This window comes from Pantoea sp. sgz302252 (assembly GCF_042610525.1).
Lineage (GTDB): Bacteria > Pseudomonadota > Gammaproteobacteria > Enterobacterales > Enterobacteriaceae > Erwinia.
The window spans coordinates 49,270-74,518 of record NZ_JBHDVM010000009.1 but is presented as its reverse complement, the minus strand read 5'-3'; the positions used below and the strand labels follow the sequence as shown (position 1 = coordinate 74,518).

The following is a 25,249-nucleotide window of genomic DNA, read 5'->3' as shown; positions in this document are numbered from 1 at the left end:
AAACAACATGTGCAAGCCAGGCACCCGACGTTAACGTTTGCGCTAAAATTAACCATTGCATTAGCAGGCTGTTTCGGTAAGATGCCGCGCAATCGCTCAGGCGACATACAATTTTTTTGGGTTCCCTCACCCCAATGTTCAAAAAGGTGACATGATGATTGCTTTCTCTTCTCGTCAGCGCAAGCATGCGCTGGTCTGGCTATCGCTGTTCCATTTACTGGTAATTATCTCCAGTAACTATCTGGTACAGCTACCTATCTCAGTTTTCGGCTTCCACACCACCTGGGGTGCCTTCAGCTTTCCGTTTATTTTTCTGGCTACCGATCTGACAGTGCGGATTTTTGGCGCACCTTTGGCCCGCCGTATTATCCTGGCGGTGATGATCCCGGCGCTGTTTATCTCTTACGCTATTTCTGCCCTGTTTTACCAGGGCGCGTGGCAGGGAATGGCCGCACTGGAAAGCGCTAATCTGTTTGTCGCCCGTATCGCCTGCGCCAGCTTTATGGCCTATGCGCTGGGCCAGATTCTGGATGTGCATGTCTTTAACCGCTTGCGCAAGCTGCCGCAGTGGTGGATAGCGCCTGCCAGCGCCATGTTTCTGGGCAATATCAGCGATACGCTGGCATTCTTTTTTATCGCCTTCTATAAAAGCCCCGATCCTTTTATGGCGCAGAACTGGGTGGAGATTGCGCTGGTGGATTACAGCTTTAAAGTGCTTATCTGCATGATTTTCTTCCTTCCTGCCTATGGCGTACTGCTTAACGCTACCTTGAAGCGTTTAACGGAAAAATCTTCTGGCGCCCAGGTTAACTTCGGCTAGTCTGTCAGGCAGTGAGATTAAGCCAGCCGCGGCCTGATACGCCGCTTTGGCCTGGCCGGTTGCTTTTACTCACTGATTGCTATTCTATAAGTTGCTGAATAAAGCATACGACTAACGTAAAGGGATCATGATGCGTAACTTACTGAAATATGCCGGTATCGGTTTACTGGTGGTCGGCCTGGCCGCCTGCGACGGCAAAGATGATAAAGCCGCGGCCGACGATAACGGCGTCAGCAGCAGCCAAAGCAGCCAGACGGTGACCCTGATGGACGGCAAGCTTAGCTTCTCGCTGCCGGCGGGCATGTCCGATCAGAGCGGCAAGATGGGTACGCAGGCGAATAATATGCACGTTTACGCCGACGCCACCGGTCAGAAGGCGATTATTGTGATCGCAGGCGACGCCACCACAGAGAGCCTGGACGTGCTGGCTAAGCGTCTGGAAGATCAGCAGCGCAATCGCGATCCGCAGCTGCAGGTCGTCACCAGTAAATCTATTGAGCTGAAAGGCCAGCCCGCGCAGCAGCTGGATACGGTGATTTCGGCCAAGGGCCAGTCTTCCTGGTCGTCGGTACTGCTGGCGAAAGTGGACGGCAAGCTGCTGACGCTGCAAATCACGCTGCCTGCGGATAACCAGCAGCAGTCGCAGACCGAAGCAGAAAACATTATCAATACAGTAGTGCTGAAGTAAGACCCAGCCCTCAGAAAAACGGCCCCTGCCATTATGGTCAGGGGCCATTTTAATTCATTGCGTTAGCGCCAGATAATCTACAGGCCCGCGTGTTCGCGGATATATTTCCTGGCCTTTACGGCATATTCAAACGGATTGGCTAAGGCCGGATCCTGCTCTGCCTCGACGACCATCCAGCCCTTATAGCCTGATTCGTCCAGAATTTTAAATACCGGGGCAAAGTCGATTACGCCATCGCCCGGCACGGTGAAGGTGCCTTTTTTTACGCCGTCCAGAAAAGAGAGGCGCTGGCTTCTGACCTGCGCAACTACCTCATCGCGCACGTCTTTCAGGTGCACATGATTGATACGCGGCAGATACTTTTCCAGGATAGCCAGCATTTGCGCCTGGCTGCCTTCCGAATAATAAGCGTGACCGGTATCGAACAGGAGATAAACGTCGTCGTTGGTCAACGCCATAAATTTGTCTATTTCCGCCGTGGTCTGGATAGCGGTGCCCATATGGTGATGCAGGCAGACCTGCATGCCTTTTTCCGCCGCCAGCCTGGCCAGCTCGTTGTAGCCTTCCGCCGTCAGTTGCCACTCTTCTTCGGTGAAATGCGGCTTCTCTTCCAGTACCGCCAGCCCGGTGCCCTGGATGCTTTTGCTCTGTTCGGAGCAGCCGATTACCTTCGCGCCCATCGCATGCAGAAAATCACGATGATTGATAAATTCATCAATGGTCTTCGCTTTTTCGCCGTTGGCGAAAAAGGTGCTGAACCAGGCGTTGCAGATTTGAATGCCGCGGATTTCCAGCATAGGTTTCAGCACCGCCGGATCGCGGGGATATTTACTGCCGACTTCGCTGCCGGTAAAGCCCGCCAGCGCCATTTCGCTGACGATTTGCTGGAAGGTGTTTTCCGCACCCAGCTCTGGCATATCATCATTAGTCCAGCCGATGGGGGCTATTGCCAGCTTTACGTTTTCTTTGTTCATAGTGGTTTCTCAGCGGTCAATCCATAGGGTGGCGCGGGGCGCCCGATCCGGCTTTCCGCGCTTTGGTTTTCATCGGGACGCTTGCCCGGCGTTAGCGCAGCAGCTCTCGTTCAATCAGTTCGCGGTGTTCTATCGCCTGATGCTTCATTTTCTCCGGATAGCCGAACAGCGACGCGGCTATGATCGACTCGCCGCCCACTTTATAAGTGCGGTTGGCAAAATCCATCTCACGCAGGGTTTTGAACAGCGTATCGAAATCCACTTCGCCTTCACCTACGCCTACGTGCTGATGAATGGTGGCGTCTACGCCTGGCGGATTGACGATGTAGCGACAGTGTTTGGTGTGGTTCATGGTATCGGCAATCAGCACGTGCGAGAGATCGCCGCCCGCATACTCCAGCATGCTTTTCACATCGCCTTTGCCTTTGTCGTAAAAGAAGGTGTGCGGCGCGCTGTAGAGGTATTTTACGTTTTCGCTGCGGAACGACTTCACCAGGTCGGCGGTTTCGTTGTTTTCCTCGCAGAAATCCCACGGATGGGACTGGATTTCGATGCGGATGCCTTCCCGTTCGACGATGGGCAGCAGCTCTTCCATGGAGCGGTAAAACATCTCTTCGCAGATTTCCGGCTCGTTAGGGTTGCCGGAAAGTTCGGTATTAATGACCTGAACACCGGTTTCCACCGCTATTTCGATCATGCGCTTCCAGTTGCGTACCGCCGCCTGGCGCCTGGCCTCGTCCGGCCCTGACCAGCGATAGACCACGATATAAGAGGAGATTTCCAGCCCGGTTTCGCGCAGCGCGTTTTTGTATTCGGTGATGATTTCCCGGCTGGCTTTAGGGTGCTTGTAGAATGGGTTGATCTGCGGATGTGGCGACTGCTCGATGTATTTGTAGCCCCACTCCGCCACCTGGTGAACCATTTTGGTGATGCCTAAATCTTTGATGACATCAACGTCAAAGGCAATCTTCATCAGTTTCTCCCTGCTAATCGTTTGGCGGCTCCTCCGCCTGCGCAGAGGAGCCTGTGGAGACTATTTGTTGTAGAACGCCGGACGCGGCGGCAGCTCTACGCTTTCGATCGCGCCGCTCTCCTGCGCCTTCAGGCAGGCATCTGCCGCTACCGATGCTGCATAGCCATCCCAGGCTGACGGGCCGTGTAGTTCGCCAGCAGTGACGTCGTTGATAAAGGCCTGCAGCTCAACGTCATAGGCATCGATAAAGCGATCTTTCCAGTCGGTCAGAATGGAAGTTGAAAGTTTTGCCTCTTTACGCAGCTGCACGGAAGAAGGTTCCGGCAGTCTGGCGATGCCGGTTTCACCGACCACTTCGCACTGGATATCGTAGCCGTAGGCGCAGTTCACAAAGATTTCGACATCAATGCGCAGGCCCTTTTGCGTTTCGAACAGCACGATTTGCGGATCGCGCAGTTTCGCATGGGTATTTTTGGTGTCGCGCGGGAAGACCACCTGTACAGTTTTATAGTCGTCTTCGGTTAGCCAGCGCAGCACATCCAGCTCGTGGATCAGGGTGCTGGTGATCGCCATATCTGTGGTATAGCTCTCCGGCACCGTTGGGTTACGGTGCGCGCAGTGCAGCATCAGCGGCTCGCCGATTTCACCATTGGCGATAACCTGCTTCAGCGCGCGGTAGCCTGTGTCGTAAGGGCGCATAAAGCCAACCTGTACCAGACGCTTGCCGTGAGCGATCTCGGCATCCACAACGCGGCGGCAGCCTTCGGCGGTCAGCGCCAGCGGTTTTTCGCAGAATACCGGCTTGCCAGCCGCGATGGCCGCCAGCGTAAACTCTTCATGCGTGGGATCCCAGGAGGTCACGATTAGCGCGTCCACGTCGGAAGAGCGGATCACGTCGTGCCCGTTGGCATAGACCTCCGCATCCAGCCCCAGGCGGCTGACCACGCCTTTGGCGCCTTCGATATTAATATCGGAAACAGCTACCACTTTCGCGCCCTGCAACACTTTACTGCAACGACGAATATGTTCCTGTCCGATTGCGCCGGTGCCGATTACGCCAAGTTTCAGTGTCATAACTACTCCGTTCAAATCCAGGTTATAGGGGAGTCTTCCGGACGGGAAAATCCAGTCCGGTTCAGGCCACAAAAATTAATTAGTATTTACGCGCCTGGTCGATATGCTCGTTCAGCATGCGGGCAACGGCGTCGACGCGTTCAGACTGCGACACCTGTGCGCCGCCAACGCGCCACCAGCTGAAATACTTGTGCACCATGGTTTTTGGCAGCACCTTGACGTCAATCAGCGTCGAGACCGGCGACTGGCGTGCCTCTTCCAGCGCCTGCTTTAGCTGCTCCAGCGTGGTAACGCGCCAGGTTTTGCAGCCATAGCCGGCGGCAATAGCGGCGAAGTCCACCGGCACAAAGCCGCCGTCCAGCTTGCCACCTTCCGCATTACGGAAACGAAACTCGGTGGTAAAGCTGTCCATGCCATGTTCCATTTGCAGGTTGTTGATACAGCCATTAGTCATATTGTCGAACAGCACTACGTTGATCTTGGCTCTCTCCTGAATAGAGGTCACCAGCTCGGAGTGCAGCATCATGAAAGAGCCATCGCCGACCAGCGTATAGACCTCGCGGTGCGGCTCAGCCAGCTTGACGCCCAGCGAGGCGTTGACCTCATAGCCCATACAGGAGTAGCCGTACTCGACGTGGTAGCTGTTGTAGTCCTTGTTACGCCACACGCGCTGCAAATCGCCCGGCAGGCTACCGGCAGCGGCGACGATCACTGCATCCTTTGGGAGATTTTCATTTAGCGTGCCCAGTACGCTGCTCTGCGTCAGGAAGGAATCCGTCAGCCGGTTGAACTCGGCGAACACCGCCTCGCGATCCAGGTGATCGTCGATTTCCGGCACGAAGCCGTCACTGCTGTACACCGCCTGATAAACGCGCTGCGTCTCTTTCAGCAGCTTGCTCTGCGCCTGAGTGATTTTTTCTCCCCAGCCGCTGGCGAAGCCCTGCCGGGCCAGGCGATCGTCCAGCGCGGTCAGCGCCTCGCGGGCATCGGCCACCACCTGAACGCCATCCAGCTTGTAAGCGTCAAAGCTGCTGACGTTGATATTGATATAGCTGACATCCGGGTTCTGGAAGATCCATTTAGAGGCGGTGGTGAAGTCGGTGTAGCGGGTGCCGACCCCAATCACCAGATCGGCCTCTTTCGCCAGCAGATTAGCCGCCAGGCAGCCGGTTTCACCCACGCCGCCAACGTTCAGCGGATGATCGGAGAGAAGAGTGCCCTTGCCTGCCTGGGTCTCCGCGAAAGGGATCTGGTGGCGTTCGGCAAACTGGCGCAGCGCCTCGCCCGCTTCGGAATATTTTACGCCGCCGCCGCAGACGATCAGCGGCTTGCTTTTGCCTGCCAGCAGCCTGAGCGCGGCGGCCAGCTGCGCTTCCGTTGGCAAACGGCGATCTAACAGATGCACGCGCTTCTGGAAGAAGTAGTCGGGGAAATCCCAGGCTTCGCCCTGCACATCCTGCGGCAGCGAAATAGTTACCGCGCCGGTTTCCGCTGGATCGGTCAGCACGCGCATGGCGTTGATACAGGCGGTCATCAGCTGCTCCGGCCGGTTTACCCTGTCCCAGTATTTGCTGACCGCGCGGAAGGCATCGTTGGTGCTGATGCTGAGATCGTGATGCTGCTCGATCTGCTGCAGCACCGGATCGGGCTGGCGCGTGGCGAAGACGTCGCCGGGCAGCAGCAGTAAAGGAATGCGGTTAGCAGAGGCGGTGCCCGCTGCGGTAATCATATTGGCCGCGCCAGGCCCTACGGAAGAGGTACAGGCGATGATTTCACGGCGCAGCTTCTGTTTGGCATAGCCTATGGCGGCATGCGCCATGCCCTGTTCGTTACGGCCCTGATGCACCACCAGATCGCCGCTGTCCTGCTCCAGCGCCTGCCCCAATCCCAATACGTTGCCGTGGCCGAAAATAGCGAAGATGCCCTTCACGAATTTGCTCTCGACGCCATCTACCGACAGATACTGGTTGTCCAGAAATCTGACCAGGGCCTGTGCCGTGGTTAATCTGATCTTGCCCATTTGCTCTTCCTTTACGGTAAGGCGACAGGCCGTTGACCTGCCGCGCTTCGCCTGAGTAATCGCCACTGCGGTAATGGCCGAAAGTGAAACGTGAGGCGATTATAAACAAATATTTTTTTCACTAAACTACATTACAGAAGAAACATTTCATTTTGCGAGAGAGATCAAATAATGTCATGAAACGGCTGTTGCAAAGGCAAGCGTCCCAACAGACGGATTCGGGGCTTTTCCAGAAAGAATAGTCAAGCATAATTCCAATACTATTCAGCCTCTTAACTGCAAAATATCCGGCACTTTGCGTGCTGTTTTCTGGCCTGCGAATAGATGAAATTTCTCTCTGGTGGCGGAAAAGCGGGCGTGATTGGCGAGAGTTTTAGCCACTTCACATTTTTGGGGTAATAATTTCATTCCATGTTGAAGTTGAAATTTTTATTCCCCATACTGCTTTCACCCCCTATCCGGACGCCGCTATGCGTTCAGGAGGATGCGCTAAAACAGCGCGGCTGGCTTATCACAGAAGGAAAACAGAATGAGTACACAACAGAAGCGGCTTGATGTGATCTGTATCGGGCGCATTGCCGTTGATCTCTACGGTCAGCAGATCGGCGCCCGGCTGGAAGATATGAGCACGTTTTCCAAATATCTCGGCGGTTCGTCCGGAAACGTCGCTTACGGCACGGCTATTCAGGGGCTGAAATCCGGCATGCTGGCTCGCGTAGGTGATGAGCACATGGGCCGTTTTCTGCGGGAAGAGCTGCAGCGCGTGGGCGCAGATACCGAATGTTTGATCACCGATAAAACCCGGCTGACCGGTTTGGTCATCCTGGGGATCAAAGATCAGGATACTTTTCCACTGGTGTTTTATCGCGATAACTGTGCCGATATGGGCCTGACGCCCGAAGATATTAAAGAAGATTACATCGCCTCTTCTCGCGCTGTCGCGGTGACGGGCACGCATCTGTCTCATCCTGATACCCGCGCCGCCGTGCTGAAAGCGCTGGAAATAGCGCGCCGTCATGGCCTGCGCACCGCGCTGGATATCGACTATCGTCCGGTGCTGTGGGGCCTGACCTCGCTCGGCGACGGCGAAACCCGCTTTATCGAATCCAGCCACGTAACGCAGCAGCTGCAGGAAGTGCTGCACTATTTCGATCTGGTGGTTGGCACTGAAGAAGAGTTTCATATCGCTGGCGGCAGCACCGATACGCTAACCGCGCTGAAAAACGTACGCCAGGCGACCAAAGCGACGCTGGTGTGTAAACGCGGCGCGCTGGGCTGTGTAGTACTGGAAGGCGACATTCCGGATAGCTGGGAGCAAACAAAATTGCAAAGCGGCGTGCGCGTAGAGGTGCTGAACGTACTCGGCGCGGGCGATGCCTTTATGTCTGGCCTGCTACGCGGCTGGCTGAACGACGAAAGCTGGGAGCAGGCATGCCGCTATGCCAATGCCTGCGGCGCGCTGGTGGTTTCCCGACATGGCTGCGCGCCTGCTATGCCGACCAAAGCCGAACTGGATGATTTTCTCAGCCGCCACAGCGAGGTTAAACGTCCGGATCTGGATAGCCGGCTTAACCATCTGCACCGCGTCACTACGCGTAAACAGCAGTGGCCTGAGCTTTGCGTGTTCGCCTTCGATCATCGCAAGCAGCTGGTGGATATGGCGAACGAAGCGGGCGTGGATACCACGCGCCTGCCGGAACTGAAGCTGCTGCTGCTGCGCGCGGCGCAGGAAGCGGCAACAGAAGCCGGCCTGGATCGCCGCAGCGGTATTCTGGCGGATACGACTTTCGGGCAGTCGACACTGAACGCTATTACCGGCAAAGGCTGGTGGATTGGACGCCCGATTGAAATGCCGAGTTCCAGGCCGCTGCGGCTGGAACATGGCAATATCGGCTCCCAGCTGGTGGACTGGCCGCAGGAGCATGTGGTGAAGTGTCTGGTGTTCTACCATCCACACGACAGCGCTGAACTGCGCAAAGAGCAGGATGAGCTGATCCTCGACGTCTGGCGCGGCTGTAATAAAACCGGTCATGAGCTGCTGTTAGAGGTGATCCTGCCGGAACACAACCCGGATAAAAAAGAGTCTTACTATCTGGAGATGCTGAGCCACTTTTACTCGCTGGGCATTCAGCCCGACTGGTGGAAGCTGCCGCCGCTCAGCCTGGAAAGCTGGCAGGCCATCAGCGGGCTAATTGAGCAGCAGGATCCCTGGTGCCGTGGCATTCTGATTTTGGGTCTGGATGCGCCGGAAGAGAAGCTAAAAGCCGGTTTCGCGGCGGCGGCGCAGGCGCCATGGGTAAAAGGCTTTGCCGTAGGCCGCACCATTTTCGGCCAGCCTTCGCGCCAGTGGCTACAGGGCGAGCTCAACGACGAGGCGCTGATCGCTGAAGTCAAAGGCAACTATCTGCGCCTGATTGACTACTGGCAGGAAGTTCGTCCGTCCAACTAATTCTCTGCCCGTAACCCGCACCGTTGGCTGTTTTCTCTGACTGTCGGCGGTGCGGTTATCCTGCCCGCCGTTTGCCTTTAGCCTGTTTCAGGTAGCTAAATAAAGCGATCCTCTGCAAAGGCGCGCCGATCGTGTTTTTTCTGTGATGCAATTCATATAGCGATGAAATAGAACCGCTGAATTCCGTTTGCAAGTGAAATTTTTTGTTCATCTGATAGAATAACCGCCAGAAGAATATGACTAAATTTTAGCGAGCCTGAGTGAATGACTATTACCCCAACACAGCTTTCCCTGTTACAGGACGATATCCGTCGTCGCTACGACACCCTGAGTAAGCGCCTGAAACAGGTGGCTCGCTATATCCTCGACAACAGCAACAGTATCGCTTTCGACACCGTGGCGTCGATTGCCCAGCAGGCGGACGTACCCCCTTCCACGCTGATCCGTTTCTCCAATGCCTTTGGTTTTAGCGGTTTCAACGAAATGAAACAGGTTTTCCGCCAGCATCTGATGGAAGAGACCGTAAACTATACTGAACGCGCCCGCCTCTTCCGTCAGACCTCCACGGATGAAACGGCCACGCCGCCGGAGAATCCCGCTGAAATCCTTAACGTATTTACCATGGTTAATTCGCAGGCGCTGCAACAGCTGGCGATGCAGACCAATCCGGAACAGCTCAACAAAGCCGTAGAGCTGCTGGCCCAGGCGGAAAACATCTATGTGATCGGCCTGCGCCGCTCGTTCAGCGTTGCCTCCTATCTGACCTACGCGCTGCGTCATCTGGAGCGTCGGGCTTTTCTGATCGACGGCCTTGGCGGCATGTTTACCGAACAGCTCAGCATGGTTAACCCAAAAGATGTAGTTATCGCCATCAGCTATTCGCCTTATGCCCGCGAAGCCGTGGAGCTGGTGGAACTGGGTGCCAAACGTGGCGCACAGCAGATAGCTATTACCGACAGCCAGGTCAGCCCGCTGGCCGCCTTTAGCGATGTTTGCTTCGTGGTGCGCGAAGCTCAGGTTGACGGCTTCCGTTCACAGGTGGCCTCGCTTTGCCTGGCGCAAACGCTGGCCGTCTCCCTGGCACTGAATAACGCCAAAACCTGACCGAACGGGCTGCGTCAACAAGCAGCGGGCCGTCCTGTTTCAGGCAATAAGCCAGAGGCTTTCACAGAAAGGCTTTTTGCAACTAAGCCTTAACGACAACCCGGCGCCTACCCGTGCCGACAGCGCCGGATAATAACTCTCAGGCCAGCGGTGCCGCCGCTTGCGCCAGCCGATCTTTTAGCTGCTGATAGCGTTCCGCTACCTGCTGCTCTGCCCATTGCGCATCCGCTATTTTCTCTACTCTGGCGGCGCAATGTTTGAACTCTGGCGTTTTCGCTACCGGGTCAAGGTGATCGAGAGTCAGCTCGTTGCAGGCGCCAATCCACCACTGATAAGTCATATAAACGGCGCCCTTATTTGTCCTGTCGCTAACGTCGGCGCGGCTGATTACTTTACCGCGTCGGGACGCTACCCATACCAGTTCCCCGTTTTCAATGCCCAGCTGACGCGCATCCTCCGTATTTATCTGGACTCTGCCGGGTTCGTCCGCCTGCGCCGTCAGCGCGTGGCAGTTACCGGTCATGGAACGGCAGCTGTAATGCCCGACTTCTCTTACCGTGCAGAGCACCAGCGGCCATTCCCGATCGGTCTCCTCAGCTGGGGGCAGCCAGTCACAGGCATAAAGTAGGCCTTTGCCAGAAGGGCGCGAAAAGCGGTTGCCCTCATAGAGATAACGCGTGCCGGGATGGGATTCATCGGGACAGGGCCACTGCACATAGCCGAACCCGGCCATTTTTTCCCAGGTTGCGCCAGCATAGAGCGGACAGAGCGCGCGCAGTTCGTCCCAAATCTCTTTGTTGTTATCGTAATGCATGGGATAGCCCATCGCCCGCGCCACCCTGCTGATGATTTCCCAATCCACCAGCACATCACCCTGCGGCTCCACGGCTTTATCGAAACGCTGGAACCCTCGATCGGCGCTGGTATAAACCCCTTCATGCTCGCCCCAGCTGGTGGCTGGCAGCAGCACATCCGCCAGCTCGGCGGTTTTAGTCATAAAAATATCCTGCACTACGATCAGATCCAGCTTCGCCATTGCCTGACGCATCAGGGCAAGATCCGGTTCGGTTTGCAGCGGATCTTCGCCCATGATCCAGTAGGCATGCAGCTTGCCTTCCAGCGCCAGGTGCGGTACATCGGTAATCGAGTGGCCGGGTTTGTCGCTCAGCGATTCAACGCCCCAGGCGGCGGCAAACTTCTCTCTTACCGCCCTGTCGGCAACGGACTGGTAGCCTGGATAAACATTTGGCAAAGCGCCCATGTCGCAGGCACCCTGTACGTTGTTTTGACCTCTGACCGGGCCAACGCCGACGCCAGGCCGGCCAAAGTTACCGGTAGCCAGCGCCAGGCCGGAAAGCCCTTTCACCACGTCAACGCCCTGGCCCCACTGGGTTACGCCCATCCCCCATAAAATGGTGGCATTGCGCGCGCTGGCATACATCCTCATCGCCTGGCGAACCCGTTCCGGTTTCAGGCCCGTGATCGACTGTACCGCTTCGGGCGAATAGCGCTGCGCCACTTCACACCAGGCTTCCAGCCCTTCCGTATGCTTATCGATATAGCTTTTATTCCACAGTTTTTCTGCAATCAAAACGTGGGCAAAAGCGTTTACCAGCGCCATATTGCTGCCGTTTTTAAGCGGCAGCCACAGATCGGCCAGCCTGGCGCTCTCGATATAGCGTGGGTCGCAGACAATAATTTTGGCGCCTCTTGCCTTTGCGTTCAGGATCCGTCTGGCTACGATGGGATGAGAATCCGCCGCGTTATAGCCGAAAATCAGCAGGCAGTCGCTCTCTTCAATGTCCTGCAGGGAATTGCTCATCGCCCCGTTGCCCAGCGTGGCTTGCAAACCGGCAACGGACGGGCCGTGGCAAACTCTTGCGCAGCAGTCGATATTGTTGCTGCCCAGCACGGCACGCACGAATTTTTGCATAACGTAGTTAGTTTCGTTGCCCGGCCCGCGCGACGAACCGGTGACCATAATGCTTTCCGGACCGAATTTATTTCGGATTTTCTGTAGCCTGGAACTTACAAAGTCAATGGCTTCCTGCCAGCTTACTTTTTCAAAAGGCCCGCCGCGTTTACGACGAATAGCGGGATGCTGGAGTCGGGGTGTGAGCAGACGGGTGTTGTTCAGAAACTCCCAGCCGAAGTAGCCTTTCAGGCAGAGTCTTCCTTCATTGGTAACGCCCGGGGCACCTTCTGCACCAACCACTTTACCTTCTGCAATCTGTAGCGCGATTTTGCAGCCGCAGCCGCAATAGGGGCAAACCACAATAGCTTTATCCATGCGTTTTTACCTCTTCCGGAATATGAGCATGCAGCTGGCTTTTCGCTGCGGCTCGCTGCTGTTTTTGCTGCTGGCGAGTCAGGTCGCCGGCGGTCACTAGCGTAAGCGCGCCGGTTGGACAAACGCGAACGCAGGCTGGCCCTGCCTGCTGCCCGGCGCAGAGATCGCACTTCACTATCTGCGGCACCGCCTCGTTTTTGCCGACAATCTCTATCGCGCCGAAAGGACAGGCGATTACGCAGCTTTTGCAGTTGATGCAGCGCTGGCTCTGCGTCTCTATAGCCTGCTCGCCTTTATAAAGCGCCGCCACGGGACAGGCCGCCACGCAGGGGGCATTTTCGCACTGGCGGCACATAACGGGCACGCTGATTTGCGCCGATTTAACTACCTTTAGCCGGGGAAAATAGTGACGGGCCGCCAGCAGAGGCGTCCCCTCATGCCCAACGGCGCAGGCAACCTCGCAGGTATAGCAGCCGATGCATTTTTCAGGTTGGGCAACGATAAAATGGCTCATGACGCCTGCTCCTTAACTGCTCCGTTTTGCGCGAACATGGCAAGGATCTCGCGCGCGCTGCGGCGGCCTTCCGCCATTGCCGTTACTACCAGATCGGCACCGTGCACGGCGTCGCCAGCGGCAAAAACTTTTGGGTTGTTGGTTTGCGTTGTGTAGCATCCAACCCCCGTTTCGATCAGTCCCCAGCGATCGAAGCGGATATCTTGTCCGGCCAGCCAGGGCATCTCGTGCGCCTGGAAACCAAAGGCCAGGATCAGCGCATCAGCGGCAAGGACGAATTCGGAACCTTTAACCGGCTGCGGCTTGCGCCGCCCGTCGCTGCCAGGCTCGCCTAAAACGGTGCGGATCATGCCAATGCCGCTCAGCCGCCCGGATTTATCCAGCTCAATAAATTGCGGTAAAAGGTTAAACATAAACTCCACGCCTTCTTCGCGGGCATTGGCGACCTCTTTCTTCGAGCCTGGCATGCTCTCTTCATCGCGACGGTAGGCGCAAATCACCTGTTTCGCCTGCTGCCTGGCAGCTGTACGCACGCAGTCCATCGCCGTATCGCCGCCGCCCAGCACGACTACTTTTTTGCCCTTCATTGAGATGTATGGCTGCCGCTTGTCTTCTTCCAGCGCCATTACCCGGCGGGTGTTAGCCGTAAGATAAGGCAGGGCCTGAATAACGCCGGGCGCGTCTTCATGCTCCAGCCCCGCCTGCATCAGCTGATAGGTGCCAACCCCCAGAAACACGGCATCGTACTCTTCAAGCAGTCGGGAAAAAGGCATATCGCGGCCGATCTCGCAGTTGAGATGAAAGCGAATGCCCATTTCGCTGAAAATAGCGCGCCGATTTACCATCACTTGTTTATCAAGCTTGAAAGAGGGAATGCCGAAAGTCAGCATGCCGCCAATTTCAGGATGGCGATCGTAAACATCTACCTGCACCCCACCGCGCTTCAGAATATCGGCACAGCCCAGCCCGGCGGGCCCGGCTCCCACTACGGCCACTTTTTCCCGACGCGGTTCGACCGACGGGAAAGTTGGCCGCCAGCCCTGTTTTAACGCCTCGTCGGTAATGTAACGTTCAATATTGCCGATAGTGACCGCACCCAAGCGCCCATTCAGGGTACAAGCACCTTCGCAGAGCCGATCCTGTGGACATACCCGTCCGCAAATTTCCGGCAGGCTGCTGGTTTGATGGGAAAGCTCCGCCGCTTCGATAATTTTCCCTTGTGCCGCCAGACGGATGAAGTCGGGAATGGCGTTATGCAGTGGACAGGCCCAGCCACACCAGGCTTTTTGTGCGCAATAGAGACAGCGTTCCGCTTCATAAACGGCCTGCGCCGGGGAAAAGCCCTGGTAAATTTCATGGAAATGCTGCTTACGCGCTTTGGCCTCCAGTTTGCGTGCGCCAATACGAGCCGGCTTATCCAGCAGCCTGGCGGCGCGCCTTGCCGTTGCAGGATGCTTTCTGCCTTCGGCGCTGGCATGCTGGCGGCTATGCTGGAGTTGCGCCAGCGCTTTTTCGTCCATCAGGTGCAGCGCCTGCGTAGGACAGGAGGCCACGCAGGCCGGCGCGCCCTTTTCGCTTTGCTGGCAGAGATCGCACTTGCTTACCGTTTCTGTTGACGCCGCTGGTTCAATCGCGCCAAACGGACAGGCCAGCAGACAGTTTTTGCAGCCTATGCATTTTTCCTCATATAGCTGCACGCTGCTACGGCTGAAAGCCAGTGCACCGGTCGGGCAGCTGGCTACGCAGGGCGCACTATTGCATTGGCGACAGGTAACGGGGCCACAGCCTTTGACCAGGTGAATACGCGGGCGGAACTGCTGGCGGATAGCGGGCCATTCTCCATCGCCATGCGCCAGCACGCAGGCCACCTCACAGACGTGACAATCAATACATTCGCCGGGATTAACAGTGACAAACCGGTTCATTTTTTCTCCTTATTGTGCCGCACAGATCCCTTTCACTGTCCTGAAAGATGCAAAAAAAGGGCCGTTTGCGGCAAAAAGCGGAGTAAAGACAGATTTTGTGAAGCGGCCCGCATTTCGCAGCGCAAAACCTGGTTTCTCAAGGCTTAGCGCGGTCACAGGCCTACTCCCTTGCGAGAAAGGCTTCTCATTTTGAGAAAAAAAACGCCAAAGTGAAATCTTACGCCACGGCGTTGAGCCGGGGCTTTGCACATTTTATCGGGTTTGTTCTGATGCGGATCACAACCCTGGTGTTTCTGAAGCGCTGCATTCTGTTCTGGCATAACGCTTGCTTGGGGCAGGCCTGGTGCAGCGTATCAGGAGGGCAAAACCCTGTGAAAACACTTTTGGTTGGCAGTGAAGTGCCGCGCGTTGACGGCCTGGCGAAGGTCAAGGGCGCTGCCGTTTATGGCGACGATGTCGTATTAAAAAATATGCTTTACGGCGTGTGCCGCTATGCCGATATCGCCGCAGGAGAGATTGCCTCGCTGGATCTAACAGAGGCAGAGAAAATACCGGGCGTGGTCAAAATCGCCACCTGGAAAGATATTCCTGGCCAGCGTTTTATCGGCGTAGTCATCCCCGATTACCCCCCTATCGTCGATCGTGAAATCGCGTTCCGTGGCGACGTTATCGCCGTAATCGCGGCGGAAAGCTATGAGATAGCCTGCCAGGCCGCCGATAAAATCCGCGTGACCTATAAGCCCTGGACGCCGGTCACCTCGGTCAAAGAAGCAATAAGGCCCGGTGCGCGGCTAATCCATAGCGATAAAGAGAACAATATCATCAACCACCACCACACGATCAAAGGGGATATCGAAGCGGGTTTTGCCGCTTCCACCCATATTCTCGAGCGTGATTTTGAGGTGGGTTTTCAGGAACACGCTTATATAGAGCCAGAGTCCATTACCGTCGGTTATGACGATAACGAACAGATCGTAACGGTATATGGGTCAATACAAAATGCGCATCGCGTACGCGGCATGGTGGCCAAATATCTGGATCTTCCTCAGGCTAAGGTCAACGTGAAGCGTTCCATTCTTGGCGGCTCTTTCGGCGGCAAGGACGATATTATCGATCATCTGGCCTGCCGCGCGGCGCTGCTGGCTTTACTGACTTCGCGCCCGGTAAAAATGACCTATAACCGCGAGCAGTCAATGCGGGAGAGCTATAAGCGCCATCCCTACCAAATGCATTATAAAATTGGGCTGGACGACGAAGCGCGCATTCAGGCAATTAAAATCGATATCCTGGCGGATGGCGGTAGCTACGCAGGACAGACGCCTTTCGTGACCTGGCGCAGCTCCGTGCAGGCCGCCGGACCCTACAGGATCCCTAACGTTCGCATCGATATTACTGGCATTTACACCAACAACAATTACACCTCCGCCTATCGGGGCTTCGGCGCGCCGCAGGTTATTTTCGCTAACGAATCTTTAATGGACGAAGTTGCCGAGAAAATGGGGCTGTCGCCGGTGGAACTGCGCCTGAGAAATGTGCTGCAGCAAAACGACACCAGCATGGCCGGGCAGGTTTTCAGCGAACATAAGGTTTCCGCCCGGGAAGTACTGGAAAAAGCTATTGATAAAACCGAGTTTCTGGCAAAGCGGGAATACTATCAGCAGCTTAACCAAAAGGGCGGCCCGATTAAATACGGCATTGGCCTGGCACTGAGCCACCGCGGCTGTTCGCTGGGTGCCGAGGGGCTGGATGCTTCTTCCGCACTGATCCAAATCAACGCCGACGGCAGCCTTAATGTTTCCACCTCCGTCTCTGAGAATGGCCAGGGTCTGCAAACCACGATGTCGCTGATCGCGGCAGAGGCTTTCGGCCTGAGCCTGGATTGCGTCCATTTTACCGACCCGGCAACCGCCATGATTGCCGATGGCGGTTCCACCGTAGCTTCACGCGGGACGCTGATGGGCGGCCAGGCGGTGCTTAACGCGGCAGACCAGCTCAAGCGAAGCATGAAAAAAGCGCTGAAAAAAGAGCTGGAGATAGCCACCGATGACGAGCTGGTGTTTGAAAACGGCAAGGTGTTCAATGCCCGACATCCCTGGAAGCGTCTGGATTTTCAGCAGGTTGTTGATATTACCAGAGCCACCGGTGCCAACCTTTCCGCCTATGGCTGGCACGTAGCGCCGGATATCCACTGGGATGAAGAAAAAGGCTGCGGCAGCCCTTATTTCACCTGGGTTTACGGTTGTCAGGTCGCCGATATCGCTCTGGATACACGTACCGGGAAAATTTCCTTCAACAATGCCACGGCGGTGCACGACGTCGGCAAGGTAATCAATAAAGTTGGCTTTGAAGGGCAGGTATACGGCGGCCTGGTGCAGGGCATGATCGGTTACGCCATGCTGGAGGAGTTCAATATTGAGCAGGGCGAGGTCAAGTCAGAGAACTTCGATACCTACCTGCTGCCCACCATTAAAGATGTCCCCAATATTGATATCGTCGCGGTAGAAAATCACGACAAGGCTGGCCCTTACGGCGCGAAAGTTATCGGCGAACCCGTGCTGGAACTGGGCGGCGCAGCGCTGAATAACGCCGTAAGTTTCGCGCTTGGGCGGCGCAACTACGCGCTACCGCTTACGCTGGAGCAGGTTCGCCTGGGTTATGCCCTGAAAAAACCGGTCAGGCAGAGCGAGCTGCTGGCGGAATCTGGCGATAAAAAACAGGTTCTGCGCCTGAATACGCTGCGGTTTTATCGCGCCCGAACGCTGGAGAAAGCGCTTCAGGCGCTGGCCGATGGCAGCAGCAGGCCAATCGCTGGCGGTACGGATGTGCTGGTACAGGCAAGGCTCAGCACGGCACCTTTGCCGCTGGTAGATATTTCTGGTTTGGCTGAGCTAAAAACTATTGCGCCCTGCGAAGAAGGCATAACTATCGGCGCGGGCGTGTGCTTTAGCGAGCTAACGGCCAACAAACAGATTCAGGCGGACTATCCGCTGCTGGTCACTGCCTGCAACACCATTGGCTCCTTACAGCTACGCAACCGCGCCACCATCGGCGGCAATATCGTCAACGCCGCGCCCTGCGCAGATTCAGTACCGCCACTGATTATTTACGATGCGGCAGTGGTACTGCAAAGCCATAAGGCCCGGCGCAACATGCCGCTGGCGGATTTTATTACCGCTGGCTATCGCACTCAGCTACAACCGGACGAGTTACTGACGGCGGTGATCCTGCCTGCGCCTTATCGTGACGCTGGTTTACAGCAGCGTTATCTGCAGCTGGGCCGCCGCAACGCGTTAAATATCACCCGCCAGAGCTTTACCGGCCAGTTCACCTTTAACAAAGCGGGGATTTTAGTCCGCTGTCGGCTGGTAGACGGCGCGCTGTTAAGCAAACCGCAGCGCCTGATTGCGGTTGAAAAAGTCCTGACCGGACAAACGCTGACCGCCGCCCAAATCGAGGCGGCGGCCCAGGCCCTTGAGGCACAGCTAATGGCCGCAATAGGCAATCGCTGGTCCGCTGCGTACAAAGTGCCGGTAGCGTTAGACATGTTACGGCAGATATTGCAGGAAGCCCGTGAAGCCGCGGCATATTAAGGAGCAAAGCATGAATGAGATCAGGCTGACAGTAAATGGTGTACAGGTTGAAACAACGGTAGGGGACAATCGACGCCTGCTTGATTTTCTGCGGGAGGATCTGCAGCTGACCGGCACTAAAGAAGGCTGCTCGGTAGGCGAGTGCGGAGCCTGTACGGTTATCATGAACGGCAAATCCGTCTGTTCATGCCTGCTGCTGGCGGCACAATGCGAAGGCGCGGAAATTACCACTATCGAGGCGTTGCATCAGGATGAGATCGGTCAGAAACTCCAGCAGGCATTTGTGCGGCATGGCGGCGTGCAGTGCGGCTTTTGTACGCCGGGCGTTTTGATGAGCACCAAAGCGCTACTGGATAAACACCCCCAGCCCAGCGATAACCAGATAGCCGAAGCCCTTGAGGGCAATCTTTGCCGCTGTACCGGCTATCAACCGATTATTCAGTCAATTAAAGCCGTACTAAAAGATTAAGGCAGATGAAAGAGTGCATTATGCTGGCGGCCGGCCTCTCTTCGCGGATGGGCAGCTGGAAAATGCTGCTGCCGTGGCAAGGCAGCACGGTGCTGGACAGCGCGCTGGATAACGCCCTGGCATTCTGCGACAGGGTTATACTGGTAACCGGCCATCGCGCAGCCGAGCTACACCAGCGCTACATGGGATGTTCTGCTGTCCAGCTTTGTTATAACGTGCGCTATCAGGCGGGCATGTTTTCATCTGTTCGCTGCGGCGCGGCCGCCCTCTCTGGCGGACGATTTTTTGTGGTGCCGGGCGATATGCCAGCTATCGATGCAGAAGTCTACGCGCAGCTCTGGCAACAGCAGAGCTGCGGCTGTCTGCTGCCGAGCTATGCCGGGAAAAACGGCCATCCGGTTTTGCTGCCTTTTACGCTGGCTACTCATATTTTGGCCGCGCCGGAAGAAAGCAATTTGCGATCGCTGATCCGCGCATATGGCTATACCAGCGTACCGGTGGAAAGCCGGGCCATTCACTGGGATTTGGATACTCCCGAACAATATCAAAAGCGGCTGGCCACCGCCTGTTAGGACTCATGCTTTAAGTCCATATTTCTTTATTTTGCGATAGAGCGTCGCCACGCCGATGCCCAGCTCTTCCGCTATCTGCTTTTTATTACGGGTACGCTGCAACGCCTCTTCAATCAGGTTTTTTTCCAGGAATTTTAGCTTCGCACCCTCTTCTTCTTGATGCTCATCCATCATTTCCGGCATGGAAAGCGCTGGCGTGACCGGACGAACGGCGGTATGAAACAGCGGCGGCAACAGCGCGCTATCAATCACTTCCCCTTCCGGTACTATGTTGACCAAATATTCGACCAAATTGCTTAGCTCGCGCACGTTGCCTGGCCAGGGGTAACGTTGCAGCAGTCTGATCACTTCCCGGCTAACGCCAGGATAGGTGCAGCCGACGCGCTGCGAATGAAGATTAATAAAATAGTGCAGCAGTAGTTCAATATCGCCGCTGCGATCGCGCAGCGCCGGCACTTCCAGCGGGATAACGTTAAGACGGTAGTAAAGATCTTCACGAAATTTTCCTTCCGCGATAAACCTTCGCAGATTCTGATGCGTGGCGGAAATAATTCGGATATCAACCGGCACGGGTCGACTGGCACCGACCGGCAGCACTTCGCGGTTTTCAATCGCCCTTAGTAGCCGGGCCTGCAGGCTTAGTGGCATATCGCCAATTTCATCCAAAAACAGCGTGCCGCCATTAGCTGACTGGATTAGCCCCGCCCGCCCGCCTGGCGCCGCGCCGGTGAAGGCGCCTTTCACATAGCCAAACAGCTCGCTTTCCAGCAGGTTCTCCGGGATAGCGGCGCAGTTTATTGCCACAAACGGCTTATCGTGTCTTTTACTGAGCCGATGAATCGCCCGCGCTACCACTTCTTTGCCGGTTCCGCTTTCACCCAGAATCATCACGCTCGAAGGGCTGGAGGCGATGCGCACGATTAACTGTTTTAGCTGGCAGATAACATCCGATTTTCCTACCAGACGTTCAATGCCGGGCGGCTCGTTTTCGACCAGAAGAGGCGTGCCGGAAGCATCCTGATGAAAAGCCATTAAAAACAGCGTCTGATTTCCGGCGTGATGCAGCTGACCCGTTAGCAGCAGTTGCCGATCGTCCAGCCTGACACGGTACTGCGCATTACCTTTACTCGCCTCACGCTGGCGGCTTAACGGCTCAATAATCAGTGGCCGCCCTGTTAAACTGTCCTGCGTCGCATGCAGTTGGCTTAGCGCCCGATCGTTAACAACTTTAATTTTGCTGTCGCGATCCAGCAGGATCACGCCCTGATCCATATTACCCAGCAAAATATGTAAAACGGCATCATTTTGTGGCAGCCGCTGCTGTACGCTGGCAAGGTTAGCCACCAGCAGGCGGGAAACATGCTGCATGTATTGCACGAACATTTCCGCATTATCACTAAGTTTACGATGCTGTTCATTGTTAACGGCGATCAGACTGATAACGCCCAGACAGCGCTGGGGAGCCAAAATAGGCACGCCGATAAAGGCCCGCTCTTTGCAGGTCGAGCGGTGTTGACAGGCTTTGCACAAAGGATTGTGGCGCGAATCCACCACTACCATCTCTTTCTGCGTTTCGATGACGTTCCGCAGCAGGCTGGTATTGCCCTCCGGGCTGTGGCCAAAATGATGGCCATAGGGGCCGGTGCCGGCAATGCGGATCAGATGGCGATCGACAACTTCCACCTCCATTTCCAGTACGTTAGCCAGCAGGCTACTGAAATTCAGGATAGTCGGCTGTATCGCCATCAGGGTCGAAGGCAGCGTTGGGGTTTCATCCATGGAAAATATCCTTTTATCCACTGTCCATTCTCTTATCCGGGAGAATCTGACGCCGAATCTCATTTTGAGAGAAACCGCGGGCTTTATCATTTTGAGCGCTGAGAATTCAACGATCGCGTAACACCATACTCCTTCAGGCGACCGGCTGTCATGTTCATTGCCCTGCACAAAGCTCGTTCATTAACAATTTCGTTTTTATTTTGCAGCAAGCCTCGCAAATTCAGAAATTGATCACATTTTTTTCGCATAAAAGCGCACGCCAGTACGCCCTGGCACAAAAGTTGATTACAGCGGGCAGGCTTTCCGCCGCGCCGTCAGCGGTGGAATAACTTTATCGTTATAAGGAACCGCTTAAATGGAAGAGACAGGCGCACTGCTGCAGGCCATTGGCCAGAGAAAAACCGACCTCGCCAGTAAAGATTTTCTGCTTACCTGGGAGCAGACCCGCGGCGAGCTCGAACAAATCCTCGATATCGCCAGGTTAATGAAAATGATGCGGGAAAAAAACATCGACACGCGGGTTTTTAATAACGGCCTTGGAATCTCGGTTTTCCGCGATAACTCCACGCGCACGCGCTTTTCCTATGCTTCAGCGCTGAACCTGCTTGGCCTGACGCAGCAGGATCTGGATGAAGGAAAATCGCAGATTGCCCATGGCGAAACCGTCCGGGAAACCGCCAACATGATCTCCTTTTGCGCCGATGCGATCGGCATCCGCGACGATATGTATTTAGGCGCGGGCAACGCCTATATGCGAGAAGTCGGCGAAGCGCTGGATGAGGGCTTCGAGCAGGGCGTGCTGCCGCAGCGGCCTGCGCTGGTTAACCTGCAATGCGATATCGATCATCCTACGCAGTCGATGGCCGATCTGGCCTGGCTAAAAGAGCATTTCGGCGGGCTGGACAAGCTGAAAGGTAAAAAAATCGCCATGACCTGGGCCTACTCGCCCAGCTATGGCAAACCGCTTTCGGTACCGCAGGGCATTATCGGCCTGATGAGCCGTTTTGGTATGGATGTCACGCTGGCGCATCCCGAAGGCTACGACCTGATCCCCGAGGTGCTGGAGACAGCCCGCCGCAACGCCGCAGCCTCCGGCGGCAGCTTCCGCCAGGTCAGCAGCATGGAGGAAGCTTTCCGCGATGCCGATATCGTCTATCCGAAATCCTGGGCGCCCTGGCAGGTGATGCAGCAGCGAACCACGCTGCTGCGCAGTCAGGACGGTGCGGGGCTGAAAGCGCTGGAACAGCGGTGCCTGCAGCAAAACGCGCAGCATCAACAATGGCACTGTACGGAAGAAATGATGAAGCTGACCCGCGGCGGAAAAGCGCTCTATATGCACTGTCTGCCTGCCGATATCACCGGCGTTTCCTGCGAAGCGGGAGAAGTGGCCGCCAGCGTTTTCGAACGTTATCGCATCGCGACTTACAAAGAAGCCAGTTGGAAGCCCTGGATTATCGCCAGCATGATCCTCGCCAGAAAATTTGCCGATCCCGCGGTCGTGCTGCGCCAGCGCCTGCAGGAAGCGCTGCCGAGAATCAAATGCTGAGGGCCACCCGCTCGCTTTTTTAAGGAAAGGTCAGCTATGTCGAATTTCACGTTAAAAATGACTATTGCGGATAACACCGCTTTTGCCCCCCGGCGTTCCGAACTGTTTAACCGGCAATCCGCCAGAGAGGCGCGAGCCTTTCACAGCAAGCTGCCGGGCTATCGGCCTACGCCATTACTCTCTCTGCCCGCCTTTGCCGCCGCGCTTGGCGTTGAACAAATTTTGGTTAAAGACGAGTCCCATCGTTTTGGACTGAATGCGTTCAAAATGCTTGGTGGCGCATGGGCTATCGCCCGTCTGCTCTGTAAAGAAACCGGCTGTGATATTCACGATTTTTCATTTGCCGCCTTTCGGCAGCAGCAGCGCGAACCTATGACTTTCGCCACCACCACGGACGGCAACCACGGCCGCGGCGTCGCCTGGGCAGCGCGCCAGCTGGGACAGCGGGCCGTTATCTATATGCCTAAAGGTTCCTCTCAGGCCCGCGTCAAACACATCACCGAGCTGGGCGCGGAGTGCATCGTGACCCAGATGAACTATGACGACACGGTGCGTTTGACCATGCGCAATGCCGAGAAGCACGGCTGGAAGGTGGTGCAGGATACGGCCTGGGAAGGCTACAGCGAAGTGCCCACCTGGATTATGCAGGGTTACGCCACGCTGGCGGATGAGGCGGTAGAACAAATGCAGGCGATGGCTGTTCGCCCTACCCATGTTTTTCTTCAGGCTGGCGTAGGCGCCATGGCCGCTGGCGTACTTGGCTACCTGAGCGATGTTTACGATGCCGAAAAGCTGCATGCCGTGGTGGTAGAACCGGATAAAGCCGACTGCCTTTTTCGCTCGGCCAGAAAGGGAGAGATGGTGAATGTTGGCGGCGAGATGAACACCATTATGGCCGGGCTGGCCTGCGGCGAGCCGAACCCGCTTGGCTGGCCGCTGCTGCGCGACTGCGCCCGCCAGTTTATCTCCTGCGAAGATCGCGTGGCCGCTTTAGGCATGCGCGTATTAGGTAATCCGCTGGGGGAAGATCCGCGCATCGTCTCCGGCGAGTCGGGCGCGGTCAGCGCAGGCGTGCTGGCCGCTATTTTGCACCATCCGCAGGCTGAGGCACTGAAACAGAAATTAAAGCTTACCCCAGCTTCACGCGTGCTGCTGCTCAGCACCGAAGGCGACACCGATCCGCAGCACTATCGCGAAGTGGTATGGGAAGGAAAAGACGGCGTTACCATTGACAGGAGTGAATCATGAAAACCGTTCCGTTCGAAGAGATCCTTGAGTTGGCAAATAAATACCAGCCGGAAATGACGCGTTTTCTGCGCGATATGATCGCCATTCCCAGCGAGAGCTGCGATGAAAAACGGGTGATAGCACGTATCCGCGAGGAGATGGAAAAAGTCGGGTTCGACAGGATCGAGGTCGATCCTATGGGCAATATCCTGGGCTATATCGGCCACGGCCCTCGCCTGCTGGCTATGGATGCCCATATTGATACGGTAGGCATCGGCAATCGTAAAAACTGGCATTTCGATCCTTACGAGGGCATGGAGGATGATGAGCTGATCGGCGGACGCGGCGCCTCCGATCAGGAAGGTGGCATGGCGGCAATGGTCTATGCGGCTAAGATCATTAAAGATCTGCATCTGGAAGATGATTATACGCTGCTGATAACAGGCACAGTGCAGGAAGAGGACTGCGACGGCCTGTGCTGGCAGTATCTGATTGAACAGATGAACATTAGGCCCGAATTCGTTATCAGCACGGAGCCTACGGACTGTAAGATCTATCGCGGTCACCGTGGGCGTATGGAGATCCGGGTCGAGGTACAGGGCGTAAGCTGCCACGGTTCGGCACCGGAACGCGGCGATAATGCCATCTTCAAAATGGCACCAATCCTGACCGAGCTGCAGGATCTCTCCGGCCAACTGGGTGATGACGAGTTCCTTGGCAAAGGCACCCTGACCGTTTCTGAGATTTTCTTTACTTCGCCCAGCCGCTGTGCAGTGGCGGACAGCTGTGCCATCTCCATCGACCGCCGCCTGACCTGGGGCGAAACCTGGGAAAACGCGCTGGAGGAGATCCGTGCTTTGCCTGCCGTTAAGGCAGCGAAAGCAGAAGTTTCGCTTTATACCTACGAACGGCCTTCCTGGACCGGGCTGGTCTATCCCACTGAATGCTACTTCCCTACCTGGAAAGTCGGGCCTGAACACTTCACCGTGCAAGCTCTTAGCACTGCCTACCGCGGCCTGTTTAAATGCGAACCCGTGGTAGATAAATGGACGTTTTCCACCAACGGCGTTTCTATTATGGGCCGCCACGGCATTCCCGTTATCGGCTTCGGGCCGGGCAAAGAGCCGGAAGCCCACGCGCCAAATGAAAAAACCTGGAAAGCGCATTTGGTGACCTGTGCTGCCCTGTACGCCGCTACGCCGCTGACCTGGCTGCAACAGCAGGCCTGATGCTGG

18 protein-coding genes are annotated in these 25,249 nt (G+C 55.9%); 10 read left to right on the top strand and 8 right to left on the bottom strand.

Annotation, left to right across the window (positions count from 1 at the left end; translation table 11 throughout):
- The first annotated feature begins 154 nt into the window (after window positions 1-154).
- The gene (locus ACETPC_RS16510; RefSeq protein WP_380183411.1) at window positions 155-820 is read left to right on the top strand and encodes a 7-cyano-7-deazaguanine/7-aminomethyl-7-deazaguanine transporter; all 666 of its coding nucleotides are present in this window, start codon (window positions 155-157) and stop codon (window positions 818-820) included.
- A 130-nt stretch (window positions 821-950) separates the two neighbouring features.
- Window positions 951-1,508 (top strand): DcrB family lipoprotein, encoded by a 558-nt coding sequence (locus ACETPC_RS16505; protein WP_380183409.1) that lies wholly within the window; start codon window positions 951-953, stop codon window positions 1,506-1,508.
- Between the two features lie 77 nt (window positions 1,509-1,585).
- On the opposite strand, the gene iolE is transcribed toward ACETPC_RS16505, so the two are convergent.
- The 4 genes from iolE to iolD form a co-directional block, all read right to left on the bottom strand.
- Window positions 1,586-2,482, bottom strand: a complete 897-nt coding sequence (gene iolE / locus ACETPC_RS16500) for a myo-inosose-2 dehydratase (RefSeq protein ID WP_380183161.1) — start codon at window positions 2,480-2,482, stop codon at window positions 1,586-1,588.
- 91 nt (window positions 2,483-2,573) lie between these two features.
- Window positions 2,574-3,455 (bottom strand): sugar phosphate isomerase/epimerase family protein, encoded by an 882-nt coding sequence (locus ACETPC_RS16495; RefSeq protein WP_380183159.1) that lies wholly within the window; start codon window positions 3,453-3,455, stop codon window positions 2,574-2,576.
- A gap of 60 nt (window positions 3,456-3,515) precedes the next feature.
- On the bottom strand, window positions 3,516-4,529 hold the full coding sequence (locus ACETPC_RS16490; RefSeq protein WP_380183157.1) for a Gfo/Idh/MocA family protein: 1,014 nt from the start codon (window positions 4,527-4,529) through the stop codon (window positions 3,516-3,518).
- 79 nt (window positions 4,530-4,608) lie between these two features.
- A complete protein-coding gene (gene iolD / locus ACETPC_RS16485; RefSeq protein ID WP_380183155.1) occupies window positions 4,609-6,549 on the bottom strand; it encodes a 3D-(3,5/4)-trihydroxycyclohexane-1,2-dione acylhydrolase (decyclizing) in 1,941 nt (646 codons plus the stop codon).
- A gap of 529 nt (window positions 6,550-7,078) precedes the next feature.
- Between iolD and iolC the strand changes: the two genes are divergently transcribed.
- Together iolC and ACETPC_RS16475 are read left to right on the top strand one after the other, a co-directional pair.
- The gene (gene iolC, locus ACETPC_RS16480) at window positions 7,079-8,998 is read left to right on the top strand and encodes a 5-dehydro-2-deoxygluconokinase (RefSeq protein ID WP_380183153.1); all 1,920 of its coding nucleotides are present in this window, start codon (window positions 7,079-7,081) and stop codon (window positions 8,996-8,998) included.
- 264 nt (window positions 8,999-9,262) lie between these two features.
- Window positions 9,263-10,102: a MurR/RpiR family transcriptional regulator gene (locus tag ACETPC_RS16475; RefSeq protein ID WP_380183151.1), complete on the top strand. Its 840-nt coding sequence runs from the start codon at window positions 9,263-9,265 to the stop codon at window positions 10,100-10,102.
- A 139-nt stretch (window positions 10,103-10,241) separates the two neighbouring features.
- Here ACETPC_RS16475 and fdhF read toward each other — a convergent pair whose 3' ends face one another.
- The 3 genes from fdhF to ACETPC_RS16460 are packed head-to-tail and all read right to left on the bottom strand — an operon-like array spanning window position 10,242 to window position 14,831.
- Window positions 10,242-12,392: a formate dehydrogenase subunit alpha gene (gene fdhF, locus ACETPC_RS16470; protein WP_380183149.1), complete on the bottom strand. Its 2,151-nt coding sequence runs from the start codon at window positions 12,390-12,392 to the stop codon at window positions 10,242-10,244.
- Window positions 12,385-12,906, bottom strand: coding sequence for a 4Fe-4S dicluster domain-containing protein (locus tag ACETPC_RS16465; protein WP_380183147.1), 522 nt, complete (start codon window positions 12,904-12,906; stop codon window positions 12,385-12,387). Before ACETPC_RS16465 ends, fdhF begins: the two co-directional genes overlap by 8 nt.
- Window positions 12,903-14,831, bottom strand: coding sequence for an FAD-dependent oxidoreductase (locus ACETPC_RS16460; protein WP_380183145.1), 1,929 nt, complete (start codon window positions 14,829-14,831; stop codon window positions 12,903-12,905). The genes ACETPC_RS16465 and ACETPC_RS16460 overlap by 4 nt, the downstream gene beginning before the upstream one ends.
- Before the next feature lie 371 nt (window positions 14,832-15,202).
- Here ACETPC_RS16460 and ACETPC_RS16455 point away from each other — a divergent pair, with 371 nt between their 5' ends.
- The 3 genes from ACETPC_RS16455 to ACETPC_RS16445 are packed head-to-tail and all read left to right on the top strand — an operon-like array spanning window position 15,203 to window position 19,462.
- On the top strand, window positions 15,203-18,421 hold the full coding sequence (locus tag ACETPC_RS16455) for a molybdopterin cofactor-binding domain-containing protein (protein ID WP_380183143.1): 3,219 nt from the start codon (window positions 15,203-15,205) through the stop codon (window positions 18,419-18,421).
- A gap of 10 nt (window positions 18,422-18,431) precedes the next feature.
- Window positions 18,432-18,890, top strand: a complete 459-nt coding sequence (locus ACETPC_RS16450; RefSeq protein WP_380183141.1) for a (2Fe-2S)-binding protein — start codon at window positions 18,432-18,434, stop codon at window positions 18,888-18,890.
- Between the two features lie 5 nt (window positions 18,891-18,895).
- Window positions 18,896-19,462 carry an NTP transferase domain-containing protein gene (locus tag ACETPC_RS16445; RefSeq protein ID WP_380183139.1) on the top strand — a complete coding sequence of 189 codons (567 nt, stop codon included), beginning with the start codon at window positions 18,896-18,898 and terminating at the stop codon, window positions 19,460-19,462.
- Window positions 19,463-19,465: 3 nt separating this feature from the next.
- Here the strand turns inward: ACETPC_RS16445 and ACETPC_RS16440 are convergent, their stop codons facing one another.
- Complete coding sequence (locus ACETPC_RS16440) at window positions 19,466-21,241, bottom strand: sigma 54-interacting transcriptional regulator (protein ID WP_380183137.1); 1,776 nt, start codon at window positions 21,239-21,241, stop codon at window positions 19,466-19,468.
- Window positions 21,242-21,596: 355 nt separating this feature from the next.
- Here ACETPC_RS16440 and ygeW point away from each other — a divergent pair, with 355 nt between their 5' ends.
- The 3 genes from ygeW to ACETPC_RS16425 are packed head-to-tail and all read left to right on the top strand — an operon-like array spanning window position 21,597 to window position 25,243.
- Complete coding sequence (ygeW, locus tag ACETPC_RS16435) at window positions 21,597-22,787, top strand: knotted carbamoyltransferase YgeW (RefSeq protein ID WP_380183135.1); 1,191 nt, start codon at window positions 21,597-21,599, stop codon at window positions 22,785-22,787.
- 36 nt (window positions 22,788-22,823) lie between these two features.
- Complete coding sequence (locus ACETPC_RS16430; RefSeq protein WP_380183133.1) at window positions 22,824-24,035, top strand: diaminopropionate ammonia-lyase; 1,212 nt, start codon at window positions 22,824-22,826, stop codon at window positions 24,033-24,035.
- On the top strand, window positions 24,029-25,243 hold the full coding sequence (locus ACETPC_RS16425) for a YgeY family selenium metabolism-linked hydrolase (protein WP_380183407.1): 1,215 nt from the start codon (window positions 24,029-24,031) through the stop codon (window positions 25,241-25,243). The genes ACETPC_RS16430 and ACETPC_RS16425 overlap by 7 nt, the downstream gene beginning before the upstream one ends.
- Window positions 25,244-25,249: the final 6 nt, after the last annotated feature.